The following is a 14,402-nucleotide window of genomic DNA, read 5'->3' as shown; positions in this document are numbered from 1 at the left end:
AATCATTTTGTTCATATTAGTTTTCAAGTTAAGGTGTTGTAAAGCAATGAATACAATATTTTAAGGGATTTGAACCATGTTTGAGCTATCTGCACGCGCCAAAGACTATATAGAACGTACCAAAGCCTTTATTGCCAAAGAAATTGAGCCGATTGAAGCTGAATTCTGGGCAGAAGTTCACGAATTAAATCAGGGTGGTGACTGGACAAAATGGCAATGGCCAGCACAATTAGAACAATTAAAAGCCAAAGCCAAAGCTGCAGGTTTATGGAATATGTTTTTACCTTGTCCAGAATTAGGACAAGGTTTGTCGGTACAAGAATATGCACACATTGCAGAGTTGAGTGGACGCAGTTTGATTGCGCCAACCGTAATTAACTGTAATGCACCCGACAGCGGCAACATGGAAGTTTTATGGCGCTATGGTTCTGAAGCACAAAAGGCAGAATGGCTGACACCGCTGCTTGAAGGTAAAATTCGTTCTGTGTTTTGTATGACTGAACCTGCAGTGGCTTCAAGTGATGCGACCAATATGCAGGCAACAGCAGTCGTAGACGGCGATGAAATTGTCTTGAATGGTCGTAAATGGTGGTCTTCAGGTTTGGGCGATCCAAATGCCAAAATTATTATTTTTATGGCGCATACACCCGATGAAACCAAAGACCGTCATCATCAACACTCTATGGTTTTAGTCCCTGTGGATACTGCGGGCGTTAAAATTCAACGCATGTTACCTGTATTTGGTGATTACGACGCGCCACACGGTCATGGCGAAGTCAGTTTTGATAACGTGCGTGTGCCTGTTGCCAACTTTATTGGCGGTGCAGGACAAGGTTTTGAAATTGCACAAGGTCGTTTAGGTCCAGGGCGTATTCACCATTGTATGCGTTGTATTGGTGCAGCCGAAAAATCTTTGGAGTTGATGATTGACCGTGGCATGAGTCGTACCGCATTTGGCAAGGAAATTCTGAAACTCGGTGGCAATTTGGAGCGTGTAGCGGAAGCACGTGTGGCGATTGACCAAGCACGTTTATTAACTCTCTATGCAGCCTATAAAATGGATACTTTAGGCAATATGGCAGCACTTACCGAAATTTCTGCCATTAAAGTGGTTGCACCAAGTGTCTTGGAAAAAGTAGTTGATATGGCGATGCAGATTCATGGTGGTGCAGGCGTATCTAGAGATACACCGTTGACAGGTTTCTTTGCCCAAGCGCGTAGTTTACGTCTTGCCGATGGACCAGACGAAGTACACAAAGGCATGATTGCCAAACTTGAGTTGGCTAAACGTGGTTATCGTAGCAGCCGCAAAAAATAAGTCAGTTGCGAATTTTTTATTGTGTCGCTTGGTAGTGTATTCGGCAATATTTCTGATATTGCCGATACATCTCAAGAGAACACGGAAAATCTATGTTAGATTAAAAAAATTGGAAAATTAGGGAAAAATAATGTCAGTTATTGATGTAGGCGGCACAGTACGCGAAGGCGAAGAACTCGATATTCAGGCAGTGACAGCATGGTTAAAACAACAAAATGTCGATGTCTTAGAACCTGTAGAAGTCACACAATATTCAGGCGGTGCATCGAACTGGACATATCGCCTCAAGTACAGCAATGCTGATTTAATTTTGCGTCGTCCGCCTAAAGGTACTAAAGCTAAATCCGCACATGACATGGCGCGTGAATATCATGTACAAAAGAACTTAGCCCTGTTTTATCCTGTATTACCTGAAATGGTAGCGTTGTGTCAGGACGAATCTGTCATTGGCTGCGATTTTTACGTGATGCAACGTATTGAAGGCATTATCCCTCGTGCAAAACTGCCACCTGAGCTTAATTTTAGCGAAGCCCAAGTGCATGAACTTTGTGTGAATGTTATTGATAAACTCATTGAGCTGCATCAAGTACCTTATGTAGGAACAGAGCTAGAAAAATTAGGGAAGGGTGATGGCTATTGCCGACGTCAGGTAGAAGGTTGGGATGCACGCTATGCCAAAGCGCATACCATTAACGTTCCATCTTTTAAATATGTGCGTAAATGGTTACTAGATCATATTCCTGCAGATTCTAAAACCTGCATTATTCATAATGACTGGCGTTTTGATAATGTGATTTTAGACCCAAAAAATCCAACTCAAGTGATTGGGGTTTTGGATTGGGAAATGGCAACACTGGGCGATCCACTCATGGATTTAGGCTCTGCTTTGGCATATTGGGTGGAAGATAGCGATAACCAAATTTTTAAAGCAACGCGTCGTCAACCAACACATTTAAAAGGCATGTTCACACGTCAGCAAGTCGTGGATTATTATTTACACAAAACAGGCTTGAGTACCGATAACTGGACATTCTATGAAGTGTTTGGAATTTTCCGTTTAGCAGTGATCGCCCAGCAAATTTATTATCGTTATTTCCACAAGCAAACCAATAATCCTGCATTTAAAGATTTCTGGATTGTCATTCATGCTTTGCATATCCGTGCTTTAAAGTTAATTGGCTTGCAAAAACTAGAAGCAAATGAATTGGCGCAAAAATATATCACCAAATTTAAGGAATTGATGCCGAAATGACCACTATTTATTTAATTCGTCATGGGCAAGCATCTTTCGGGGCAGAAAGTTATGACCAACTTTCGCCCAATGGTGAGTTACAAGCCAAATTGCTCGGACGTTATTTTGATCGCATTTTAAAAGAAGCACCTTATGTGGTGGCTGGTTCAATGCAGCGTCATCAGCAAACTGCTCAATTGGCTTTGTCAGAATGTTTTCCTGAGGTTGAAATTCATACCGATAGTGCATGGAATGAGTTTAATCATCAACAGGTTTTTGCTCAGTATGAACCGCGTTTTAATCAACCTGAATTGATGAAAGAAGATGTCGCGAAAGAGGTCAATCCTCGTGCATATTTGGCAAAAATCTTTGAAGGTGCGATAGAACGCTGGACAGGCGGTGAATATCACCACGAATATGAAGAATCTTGGCCGCATTTTAAACAGCGTGTCGAAAATGCATTGCAGCATTTATGTGATGATTTAGCCCAAAGACAACCACGATATGCTGTGGTATTTACTTCTGGTGGTGTGATTTCGGTGGCTGCAGGTAAAATTTTAGGCTTAATGCCCAATAAAACCTTTGCATTGAACTGGGCAATTTCCAACTCAAGTATCACCACTTTGCGCTTGGTCGGCAGTGAACCACAACTGTTGAGCTTGAATGAACATCATTTTATTAAAGCTGAAAACTCAAATTTATTGACTTGGATTTAAGGATCAAACCATGACAAAAACAATTCTAATTACAGGTGCAAGTTCAGGTATTGGTGCGGGTATGGCACGTGAATTTGCTCAAATGGGTTATAACCTTGCAATTTGCGCCCGACGTTTAGAGCGTTTAGAAACGCTGAAACAAGAACTGGAAAGCCAGTTTGGTATTCGTGTTATTGCAAAAACGCTGGATGTCACCAATTATGATCAGGTGTTTCAGGTGTTTCGTGAATTTAAACAAGATTTTGGACAAATTGACCGCATTATTGTCAATGCAGGCGTAGGCGAAGGACGTCGCATTGGTAAAGGTAATTTTGCCATCAACAAAGCCACAGTAGAAACCAACTTTATTTCAGCTTTGGCACAGTGTGAAGCCGCGGTTGAAATTTTCCGTGAGCAAAACTCAGGGCATTTGGTGATGATTTCATCTATGAGTGCCATTCGTGGTATGCCAAAACATCTTACTGCTTACGGCGCAAGTAAAGCTGCAGTAGCACATTTAGCAGAAGGAATTCGTGCAGAATTAATTGATACACCTATTCAAGTTACGACTATTTTCCCTGGCTATATTCGTACCGAAATCAACGAAGGTGCAAAAAAACTGCCTTTTGAAGTTGATGAAAAAACAGGTTCTCGCTTACTTGCAGCAGAAATTGAAAAAGCACCAATTAAAGCCTATGTACCTAAATGGCCATGGTTGCCACTAGGTTTTGCTATGAAAGTTTTACCATTAAAATTGGTCAATAAACTCGGCTAAATAGCAGCGATATCATAGTAGTTGAGTAGCATCCTGAAATTTAAAGCTGTTGATGAATGAAATCACTTTTAAATGACACGATGCTATTTTTATATTTAAGTATCTACTTTTGTTTAGGGTTTAAAGTTTGTATTTTCGGTTTTCGTATTTAAGAGTGAAATGTGATGTGGCTTAGAGCAGCAACCCTTGCTTTATTTCCTGCCTTGTTGATTCAGGGAAATCGGGTTAAAAAGAACACGATTCGATTGCCAGAAGCCGAAGGCGAACGTGAAGGTATTACAGGGCAAGGGCAAACGCTGTCATTATTGATTTTAGGAGATTCTGCCGCTGCAGGTGTTGGGGTAGCACATCAAAATGATGCGCTTTTAGGTGCGGTGGTTTCTGCCTTGCAACATCAGTATCAAGTACATTGGCGTTTAGAAGCACAGTCTGGAGAAACGACCTCACAGGTTATTAAAAAAACTAAAAAACTGGTAAATCAAAAATATGATGTCGTGGTTACTTCTGTTGGTGTCAATGATGTGACTCGCTTAATGTCAGCACAGACTTGGATTAAACAACAGCAACAATTTTATCAGCTTATTCAAGCGAAATTCCAACCTGAATTAATCATTGCTACGGGCGTTCCACCGATGCATTTATTTCCTGCATTACCTAATCCTTTGTCATGGCTATTTGGACAATACGCTAAACAAATGAACTTACAATTAAAAAAAATGATAGCACAACAAAAATATATGCAATGGATTGAATATGATATTCAAAAATATCAATCCATGAATTTAGAAATGGCAAAAGATGGTTTTCATCCAAGTAAAGAAATTTACCAAATTTGGGGCAAAGAAGTCGCGGAGATGATTTTAGAACGGTTTTAGGTAGAATTATTATGATGTAAAACTCGGTAATGCGTATAAGAAAGCCCGCTAATAGTGGGCTTTTGCTTAACTTAACTTTGCTTATTAATAGCTTGGAGCGGATATCCAAATCTTATTAGATATTACTTCAGAGCAAGGAGATGTGCTTGCTACAGGCGATTGACTTAACTTAATTAAAGTTGCTGCCTGTAGCTCCATTTCTTTTGCTTTGTCCATAGACAGACTTGAATACGCCAAAGCTACCGATGCACAATTTGCCCAAGTATGAACATTATCACTATCTGTTTCTGCAAGCTTAAAATATTTATCAGCGAGTGCTTTCATTTGATTGCTTTTACCATCATTTGAGGCTGATTGCACCTTTGGTGCTGAAGATTTCAAAGTTAGGATAGTCGACGAGTTTGGAACACCTGGTTTAAAAGCTTCTAAAGTTTTATCGTCCAACACGCGCATACCATAGGTGATATTGTTTGTAGGATTCGTAAAAATATAATCGCCAGAACTATTCTTTAGGTAGGTTGATGTCTTATTCGGCTCAACAATTACAAGTTTGTTTTCTTCAAATCTCGCATCAATTGAATAATATCCATTTTGAATGGAATATGTTCCATTAGTCGCAGCAAATGTACACATGGATATAAATGAAAACACGATTAGTCCAACTATATTTTTTTTCATTTTTGCGTCCCTTTATTGCAGTATTGTTCTTAAATTAATCTACGATCCTTTCAAAAGACATCCCAATATTGGGAGTATCCTTATTTAAATAGTCTTGCTATATATGAATTTTTAAGCAGCATTTCAGAGTTAATTTTTTAAGGGGAATTAAAGATGAAGACTTTAAAATTATTTGCAGCTATAACTATGTGTTTTTCAATTTTTGGATCCACGCAAGTAATAGCTGATGACTCTCCTAATACAGCACTTGCGGTTTGTTGGCAGACCAATTCAGGTAAATATCAATGTGATGGACCAACACAAAGACTATCAACCTCCTATACGACATTATCAGAAGCCTTGAGCTTATCTGGTTGTTCTACTGGAAGAGCGGTACAAACCAATTATCTGACACATGCAAGAACTGGCCGTCAGTATGCAACAGTTTACACCTGCAACTACACACTGAAACCAGGTAACACTGCCTCATATACTACCAACAGAGATGTGCGTGGTTGGTGGGATGGTATTATTTATTAATTTCTTTCTATTAAAAAAGCCCGCTGATTGCGGGCTTCTTTTTAACATTTTACAAGTTTTGTGCTAGCTAATGGCAATATGTACAATCCATTGCGCTCTTTGAAAAGCGTTACATTCATCAATACTGGTTTTTGTTGCTGATCACCATCTTCATCGTAATATGGCGCATACCATCCTGCAGTTGGTAGAGCTTTGTTGTGCATCCAGTCAGCTTCTATAAAAATAGGTTTAAATGTAAAGCTTGATTCCGCATAACTCCCCTCAATAAGCTTTGGAGTAACATTTACAAGGAGCATAAAGTCCCCGTTAGGCTCTTTAGTTTTGCATGTGCGGACGCTATCACCCCAGAGTCCAATATACTCATTTGGAATTGAATTAATTTCTTTTGCCGATGCCCAAGTAGAAAAGAAAAATAAAGCCAAGATAATGAATTTCATAATGTCTATTTATGTGATTAATGATCGCGTGAGAGTATACACCTTGTGGCTTGAATTATTGGAAATCTATAGTAATTCTAGAAGGAATGAACCGTACCAGGTTTGTCGGAGAGTCAATATTCTGAGAGACTATCCCGATGATAAGACCAAGTATCTCTTGGATCATGGCTACAAACCTGCAGATATTGATCGAATGAACCGCATGAAACATAACTCAAATCTACCCAAATAGATAAAGAATTACTTGGGGAAAATGATGTTTAAATTATTGTTGTCTATATTTGGACTAAACGGTGCTGTAGAAATAGGTTGTGAGATAGGTGAGGAGCAGATCGTAGCAAAACAAAATAAAGAATAAAAAATGCCCCCGCTAATGCTGGCTGTTCTTTATAAACTTACTCTTATTATTAGTTTGACCAAATGAGTTTTTTATAAGTACCTTTTACAAAGAGTTAAAAACTCTTCCAACTTTTCAGGGTCAGATTCTTCCGTATTTGCGAATACACGCTCTTTAAGATAAACCTCAATCAAGTGACGCATAAGCCCATTTAGTGCGCCGTCAACTGCTGCAACCTGCTGTAGAATTTCAGTACAAGTAGCATCACTATCCGCTAGGCGACTTTGAATCGCATTAATTTGCCCCTCAATTCTTCTCACTCTGGTTAAAGTGCTTTTAGATCTCATTTCAATTTATAAACTTAAGTATTATTAAACTATCTTTCAAGATATATAAAAATACCTAAAAGAAATATTGAAATTTGTTCAATTTGTGTTTAGAAATTTTAAATACACATAAAATACAAAGCTTTACACCCACCCATAAAGGTTAACTAAACCCACTTAAATTTACTAAACGGTTAATTTTTAGTTTATTTACAAAAAACAGAGTTCTTTTTACTGTGTAAAATGGATAGGGGGCTGTTTGGTTGACAAATTTGGATTTTAGTCCTTTCGGGTAATGTCTATGCGATTTGGCATGTTTGATGTTGACTATGTCATTTATATAGTTGGCGTAAAACGATGTAGCATTCAATAGGAGTTATGACAAGAGCAAAAAAATAATACTATGATTGAAATGATAACTTATTATATGATTGATAAATAATGACATTGACTCTCATTTGAGGTAAAGCATAATAGATCATCAAATCACTTGCCAAAACTTTGTGCATTGTGATTCGAGTATAATCAAATTGTGAGAATCATAATGATTTTTTTAAAAAATTCTAATTTTATTGGGGTGCACTCAGATAAAAGTGTTACTGAGATTTCTTATGCGAAAAGAATGACAATCCTTACTGGCTACAATGGTGCAGGTAAGTCGACAATACTTAATGGTATATTTTTGGCATTAGACGGTGTTGGTCAAAAAGTTCAGCGCCCACTCTTCTCAGCAAGAAAAGATTGGGGCGTTGAATTAACTTTATTAGATGATAAATTCTATGAAAATTATAAAGACTCTATTCCAGGTATTATCACCCCAAATAGCAAAGTAAAAATAACTATAAAAAATATTATTACAAAGCAATATGATTTTGAAAGTGTCCAACGAGTTTCACAAAAGGTTTCAGGTAAAGAAAACTTGGGTATCAAAGAGTATTATGATTATTTGGTAAAGGAGTTAAGCAGCAATCAAGAGTCAGCTAATATAACAAAAAAAGTTGCCAGAGAAGAAAACTCTACAAATATTTTTGCTATAAATGTAGGATTGGAAAAAACAGTGTATTCAGATGTATCACCCATTATGAATCAATACAATCAAGACTTAAAATCTAATATAAGAAAATTGTCTGCGGCATTTTATAAGGATGAGCAATTTTTTTATACAAGAGGTTTAAATACGCCTAATAATTTAAGTGACTTAGATGTTTTTTCACAAAACAATAATTTAGATAAATCAATTTTTTTACTTTTATCAGAATTTAGAAAATGTGTTATATCTAGTGATGACTCATTATCAGAAGATTTAGCAAATGAGTATTTAAAATCAAAAGAAGATTTTAACTATTTTGATAATAATGAAATTAAATCATTTTTTAATAATCTATTATCTAAAAAAAGGTTTACAAAAGAAGCAAATTATTTTTTAGATAAAATAAATTTATTTTTTGAGCAAATCAATAAAAAAGTGCTTTTATCTGATGATGGTTTGATTTATTTTAAAGAAATAATACATAAAAGAAGTGGAGTGCAAGAGAAAGAGATACAGTGGTATGACTGTTCAAAAGGTGAAAAAAATCTAATTTGTTTACTATTAATAGTATTTTTATATAAAGACTCCAATACTATATTTATTTTTGATGAGCCAGATTTAGCTATGCATGTAGAGTGGCAGAGAATCTTGTTGAGCACTTTTCTAGAATTAGCGCCAAAATCTCAGTTCTTTATATCAACACACTCTCCAGCTCTAATTCCGCGCGATATAGAAGATGTTGGATTTATTAATGTTACAAAGTTAAAAAATAGCGTGGAGTTTGAAGAGTGAGTGACATAGCATTTGAAGAATCAAGTGAATATTATGAAAACTTTGATTACTTTACTGATCAAAAACACGTTAAAGTTTTAGTGGAAAATAAAAAAGACGTTCGGTTGTGGAGTGATGCATTTCCAGAGCAAGATAATTTGGTCTTTGATTTTGCTACCGCAATAGATATGTCAGATGAGTTAAGAATATTACCAGCTGAAGGTTGTAAGCAGTTAGAGAAAATAGGGCATTATAATTTGGGTAAATATCTCGTTGTCTGTAAAGATAGTGATTATGACTATATTGTTTTTTTGATGAAAAAAGCCATTAATCCTGACCACGGTGAATATAAAAAATCAGATTATATTTTTGAAACCCTTGTACATTCTGTCGAAAGTATAGAATACCACAAACAGTTTGTTCAAAATTTCTTCGCAAAAAAGTTGTGCATTCATAAGTCCGTGATTTCAAACAATGCACCTTGGTTAGATAGGTTTTATGCTGAATTCTCAAAAATTTTGTATAAGCCGCTTTTGCAAGCTATTTTCCATGATTTTATTTTAAAAGATAAGAATAGGGATGCAAAGTATAGCTTAATATCACTTTATAGTATTTTACAGGATATTAATAAAATTAAGCCTAATAATATTAGTTTTTTTGACGAAAATTTCTTTTCTTGTAATGAATGGCTATCTCTAGTGCAGAAGTTACATTCTTTTGAAAATAATGTTTTACAGCATTTCACTCGCTTTAATGCAATCAAAGATTTTAATAAAGTCATTGATTATATGTGTGTTCAAAATATTAATGAATCAAACTGCTATATGTTTTTTAGAGGTCACAATTTAGAAAATTTGATAAAAGATTTGCTCGCAAAATATTTTTCTAAACTATATGATAACTACATTAATACTGAGTGTGATAAATTGTTTGACCAACAAAAAATAGATAAAAGGAAGGAGCTCTTTAAGAACAAAGGAACATTCGACATAAAAAATGAACAACGAAATATTGAACTTGTTGATCATTTTAATGAAACAGTAAAATCTATATCTATTATGTATGCACAATAAAAGTCATAGCAACTAAATTTGAAACATTAAGCTGTCTCTAAAAAAAGGCCCCCTTGAGGGGCTTTTTTATCCCTAAAACTTTAGGACATCAGGCAATGCCTACAGTCAGTAGTGACTTAATTTTTGCTATTTTTTTATGAAAATTCACCCATTTTTGCACCAAATTTTCATAATTTTATTTTGTCATAATGGTCAATGCGTTCTGTATTTTCCATAATAGTTTTGCAAAAGTTTTGCAGGAATTTTGCAGGAATTAATTAAAAAAGCATTTAATGGAATGGATTGTATCGTTGAGAAACCTGTAATTATGCTAAAATTTAATAAACAATCTTTTGATATTTAGTCAAAATTATTTTTTTAAATTGCATTATAACCAATTGATTTTAAACAATGTCAAAAATAGAAACCCATCCATTAGAACCCTTTTTACCAGCCAATGCCAAGCTGTTAATGCTAGGTAGTTTTCCACCCCCTAAAAGCCGTTGGAAAATGGATTTTTATTATCCGAATTATCAAAATGATATGTGGCGAATTTTTGGCTTATGCTTTTTTCAAGATAAAAACTACTTTTTAGATTTAGAAGCTAAAAATTTTCATCTGCATAAAATTATTGATTTTCTAAACACTACAGGTATTGCTATTTCAGATACGGCGCAGCAGGTGATTCGCTTAAAAGGCAATGCATCAGACAAATTTTTACAGATTGAAAAACCAATGGATATTGCAGCACTTTTAAGCAAGATACCTTTATGTCAAAGCATTATGACCACGGGCGATAAGGCGACAGATACACTTATGTTATCTATGCCTGAATCTGCCGAAAAACCTCAAATTGGGCAGGCGACACATTGTTATTTCGCCAAGCGTGATTTGCATTTATACCGAATGCCTTCATCTTCAAGAGCCTATCCTTTGGCTTTGGAGAAAAAGGCAGAAGCGTATTTTAACTTATTTAAAGAAATAGGCTTACTATAAGAAACTTTAAATAATTGTACACAGTGATGGCAGAGAAAGAAAAATACGCTTCAATCAACTAATGTCTATCTATTGTCATTACATCATCCATTCAATAGGGAATAATGACAGTGTTTTCATCATAAAACGCTGGAACTGTGTGGTTTCAGGATCATGATGATAGGTTTGAATACTGCCATCTGCCTGATGATCTAACCAAATAATTTGATCGTTTTTATCTAATTGCAGTTCATACGCAATTTGTGGCAAATAACGGTCTAAAGATTGAGAAACATCGTTTTGCAATTGTTCAGATTCTAACACCAAGCCAACTTCGGTATTTAAGTAGGCAGAACGAGGATCAAGATTAAAAGAGCCTACAAAGACCATACCATCTATATCAAAGAATTTGGCATGTAAACTTGAGGCATTTTTGCCTTTTGCGGGAATTACGTTACCCGTTGCAACTTCGTACCAAGTACGCTTTTTTCGTTCAATATAAGGCTTAAACTCATACAAACGAATGCCTGATTTAAGTAAATCTACGCGATACTGCTGATAAAAAGAATGTACCAAAGGTACATCATTGGCTGAAAATGAATTGGTTAATACGCGTATCTGTATTCCTTTTTCAGCCAGTTGAGTGAGTGTTTTAAGCCCATCATCCGTTGGAACAAAATAGGCAGAAACCAGTTCTATATGTTGTTTTGGTTCACCCATTAACTTTAACATTTGCTTATAAATGAGTTGCTCGCCTTGTGCTCTACCTCGAATTTTATTTGGCGAATCTGCGACAAAATACGCACATACCCACTGTACAGGATGTTGTTCTAATTTGATGTTGATTTCTTCTTGTGCATTATCCACGCGTTTACGAATTTTATCTTTATATTTGTTATTTAATTCATAGCGATGACGCAATTCACGCAATTGCAAGGCGTTTCCTGTGCCTAATACTTGCTTTACCGAATAACTTAGTTCGTCATTCCAAAATTCTAAAAAAACGGCATTAGCTTGGGGAACAGCGCTGCCATAGAATAGAATATCCATATCTGTAAATTGAAAATTTTCACTGGCATCAAAATATTCACGGCTAATATTGCGCCCACCTGTCACGGCAATTGCACCATCGGCAATAATTAATTTGTTGTGCATACGGCGATTGATTTGTTTAAAACGAAACAAATAATCCATGACACGAAAATGCCGATATTTGTATGGATTGAAAATTTTTATTTCAAAATTAGGATGTTGAGCAAGCTGTTTGAAAGTTTGATCAAGATGTGTACCATTTTGATCGTCAATTAATAAGCGCACTTTTACACCACGATCGGCTGCTTTGAGCAGTTCAGCCAACATCAACTGGCCGATTAAATCATCTTCCCAAATGTAATATTGTAAATCTAAATGATGCCGTGCATTTTGAATCAAATATAAACGCGAGGCGATGCTACCAAAGGCATCATTTAGCGAAAGATAAGCCGTTAAATTTTGGGATAAATGTGCATCAATTTCCTGACCATTCAGCCAATGATCGACATAATGGTCAACAGGGCTATCTTTGCTCGCTTGATTCGTCGGTAAACTGCATCCTGTCAGTAAAATTGCGTAAAAAGCGAACATTCCAAGCCAGTAACAAGATCTTTGGATCTTCATGATTATTCTTAAGTCATTCTGTATTTATACATGGAGATTACCCACATGTTAATGCTTGAAACTCTGAATAGAAAGAGGGTATTGTGAGAGTCTGTTGATATTTTATAAATAGCTTGCGAGATATCTCTCTCACATCGCAAACATAGACGAATTGTCAGCAGCCCCTTATCATCTGTTAATGTATTTTTTAGGGATAATTTGCTCATGAAATCACGTGCAGCCGTCGCATTCGGCCCAGGTCAGCCGCTTGAAATTGTTGAAATTGATGTTGCACCGCCGCAGGCTGGAGAAGTCTTGATCAAAATTACCCACATAAGGGTATGCCATACCGATGCATTTACCGTATCGGGTGAAGATCCTGAAGGTGTTTTCCCTGCAGTTCTTGGGCATAAAGGTGTAGGTATTGTTGTTGAAGTTGGTGAGGGTGTGACCAGTGTTCAACCAGGCGATCATGTGATTCCGCTTTACACAGCAGAATGTGGCGAATGTTTATTCTGTAAATCTGGTAAAACCAACCTATGCGTTTCCGTACGTGCGACACAAGGTAAAGGTTTAATGCCTGATGGCACGACACGTTTTTCTTATAATGGACAACCGATTTATCACTACATGGGCTGTTCAACCTTTAGTGAATATACGGTAGTTGCTGAAGTATCTTTAGCAAAAATTAATCCTGAAGCCAATCATGAGCAAGTTTGCTTATTAGGTTGCGGTGTTACAACTGGTTTAGGTGCAGTTAAAAATACTGCAAAAGTCCAAGAAGGCGATACCGTTGCGGTATTTGGCTTAGGTGGTATTGGTTTAGCAGTTGTGCAAGGTGCGCATAAAGCCAAAGCCAGCCGTATTATCGCCATTGATACCAACCCAGAGAAATTCAAATTGGCAGAACAATTTGGTGCAACCGAATTCTTAAATCCAAAAGATTATGACCGCCCAATTCAGGAAGTCATTGTTGAAAAAACAGGTTGGGGCGTAGATCATTCTTTTGAATGTATTGGAAATACCAATGTGATGCGTTCCGCTTTGGAATGTGCGCATCGTGGTTGGGGACAATCCATTATTATTGGTGTTGCAGGTGCAGGTCAGGAAATTTCAACTCGTCCATTCCAATTGGTGACAGGTCGTACTTGGAAAGGAACTGCGTTTGGTGGTGTAAAAGGTCGTTCGCGATTGCCAGACATGGTTGAAGAGGCTATGAAGGGTGATATTCAACTCGAACCATTTGTAACCCACACCATGGGGCTAGACCAAATTAATGAAGCATATGATTTAATGCATGAGGGTAAATCTTTTTGTGGTGTGATTCACTTTAATCAGTGATAAGTAACGCGCTTAAATAAAGACCCAACAAAAACCAAGCTTCGGCTTGGTTTTTTTAACCCCTGGATTCGCTAAAACAGCAGCTTAATTTTAATAGATACATTCAATAAAAATTATTTTGCAAAAAGGATTGCCAAACGGAACAATACAGCGTATTTTAATTTTAACAGCTCATTTTTTGATGAAAACAAGATGTTAAAGCAACCTTTAATCGCAAACGCTTACTATTACTTTTGGCATTTTCAATGATTGCCTGAGTCGCGTTCGGGCAAAAGGTTGCCCACCAGTTGATACCTGATCGGCAACCCTGATCAGGTTTTTTTATGTCTGGTGTTTTGAATTTTATAGGTTTTTCGGAGATTTAATCATGTATAACGTTAATTATTCATATTTTAACAACTTTTATT

The 14,402-nt window shown here is 36.5% G+C and carries 14 protein-coding genes; 10 read left to right on the top strand and 4 right to left on the bottom strand.

Annotated features, from left to right (window positions below):
• Nucleotides 1-76 precede the first annotated feature (76 nt).
• From LZP46_RS07455 to LZP46_RS07435, 5 genes are all read left to right on the top strand, one after another.
• A complete protein-coding gene (locus LZP46_RS07455) occupies nt 77-1,318 on the top strand; it encodes an acyl-CoA dehydrogenase family protein (RefSeq protein ID WP_236093418.1) in 1,242 nt (413 codons plus the stop codon).
• Between the two features lie 130 nt (nt 1,319-1,448).
• Entirely contained in the window at nt 1,449-2,570 is a 1,122-nt protein-coding gene (locus LZP46_RS07450) for a phosphotransferase family protein (RefSeq protein WP_236093417.1), read from the top strand.
• Nucleotides 2,567-3,265, top strand: coding sequence for a histidine phosphatase family protein (locus LZP46_RS07445; protein ID WP_236093416.1), 699 nt, complete (start codon nt 2,567-2,569; stop codon nt 3,263-3,265). Before LZP46_RS07450 ends, LZP46_RS07445 begins: the two co-directional genes overlap by 4 nt.
• A gap of 10 nt (nt 3,266-3,275) precedes the next feature.
• On the top strand, nt 3,276-4,019 hold the full coding sequence (locus tag LZP46_RS07440) for an SDR family oxidoreductase (protein WP_236093415.1): 744 nt from the start codon (nt 3,276-3,278) through the stop codon (nt 4,017-4,019).
• Nucleotides 4,020-4,183: 164 nt separating this feature from the next.
• The gene (locus LZP46_RS07435; RefSeq protein WP_236095188.1) at nt 4,184-4,894 is read left to right on the top strand and encodes an SGNH/GDSL hydrolase family protein; all 711 of its coding nucleotides are present in this window, start codon (nt 4,184-4,186) and stop codon (nt 4,892-4,894) included.
• A gap of 84 nt (nt 4,895-4,978) precedes the next feature.
• Here LZP46_RS07435 and LZP46_RS07430 read toward each other — a convergent pair whose 3' ends face one another.
• Entirely contained in the window at nt 4,979-5,572 is a 594-nt protein-coding gene (locus tag LZP46_RS07430) for a hypothetical protein (RefSeq protein WP_178319056.1), read from the bottom strand.
• 153 nt (nt 5,573-5,725) lie between these two features.
• Here LZP46_RS07430 and LZP46_RS07425 point away from each other — a divergent pair, with 153 nt between their 5' ends.
• The gene (locus LZP46_RS07425) at nt 5,726-6,091 is read left to right on the top strand and encodes a hypothetical protein (protein ID WP_178319057.1); all 366 of its coding nucleotides are present in this window, start codon (nt 5,726-5,728) and stop codon (nt 6,089-6,091) included.
• 41 nt (nt 6,092-6,132) lie between these two features.
• Here LZP46_RS07425 and LZP46_RS07420 read toward each other — a convergent pair whose 3' ends face one another.
• Nucleotides 6,133-6,528 (bottom strand): hypothetical protein, encoded by a 396-nt coding sequence (locus tag LZP46_RS07420; protein WP_178319058.1) that lies wholly within the window; start codon nt 6,526-6,528, stop codon nt 6,133-6,135.
• Nucleotides 6,529-6,957: 429 nt separating this feature from the next.
• Nucleotides 6,958-7,185, bottom strand: a complete 228-nt coding sequence (locus LZP46_RS07415; protein WP_394804447.1) for a metal-sensing transcriptional repressor — start codon at nt 7,183-7,185, stop codon at nt 6,958-6,960.
• 550 nt (nt 7,186-7,735) lie between these two features.
• Between LZP46_RS07415 and LZP46_RS07410 the strand changes: the two genes are divergently transcribed.
• From LZP46_RS07410 to LZP46_RS07400, 3 genes are all read left to right on the top strand, one after another.
• Nucleotides 7,736-9,013 (top strand): AAA family ATPase, encoded by a 1,278-nt coding sequence (locus LZP46_RS07410; RefSeq protein ID WP_236093414.1) that lies wholly within the window; start codon nt 7,736-7,738, stop codon nt 9,011-9,013.
• The gene (locus LZP46_RS07405; RefSeq protein ID WP_236095147.1) at nt 9,010-10,065 is read left to right on the top strand and encodes a hypothetical protein; all 1,056 of its coding nucleotides are present in this window, start codon (nt 9,010-9,012) and stop codon (nt 10,063-10,065) included. Before LZP46_RS07410 ends, LZP46_RS07405 begins: the two co-directional genes overlap by 4 nt.
• A 390-nt stretch (nt 10,066-10,455) precedes the next feature.
• Complete coding sequence (locus LZP46_RS07400; protein ID WP_236095146.1) at nt 10,456-11,040, top strand: uracil-DNA glycosylase family protein; 585 nt, start codon at nt 10,456-10,458, stop codon at nt 11,038-11,040.
• A gap of 78 nt (nt 11,041-11,118) precedes the next feature.
• Here LZP46_RS07400 and LZP46_RS07395 read toward each other — a convergent pair whose 3' ends face one another.
• Nucleotides 11,119-12,642, bottom strand: a complete 1,524-nt coding sequence (locus LZP46_RS07395) for a phospholipase D family protein (RefSeq protein ID WP_236095145.1) — start codon at nt 12,640-12,642, stop codon at nt 11,119-11,121.
• Nucleotides 12,643-12,879: 237 nt separating this feature from the next.
• Here LZP46_RS07395 and LZP46_RS07390 point away from each other — a divergent pair, with 237 nt between their 5' ends.
• The gene (locus LZP46_RS07390) at nt 12,880-13,995 is read left to right on the top strand and encodes an S-(hydroxymethyl)glutathione dehydrogenase/class III alcohol dehydrogenase (RefSeq protein ID WP_236095144.1); all 1,116 of its coding nucleotides are present in this window, start codon (nt 12,880-12,882) and stop codon (nt 13,993-13,995) included.
• Nucleotides 13,996-14,402 lie beyond the last annotated feature (407 nt).

The organism is Acinetobacter sp. SCLZS86, assembly GCF_021560715.1.
GTDB lineage: Bacteria > Pseudomonadota > Gammaproteobacteria > Pseudomonadales > Moraxellaceae > Acinetobacter > Acinetobacter towneri_A.
The sequence above is the reverse complement of the archived record's forward strand: the minus strand, read 5'-3'. Positions and strand labels throughout refer to the sequence as shown.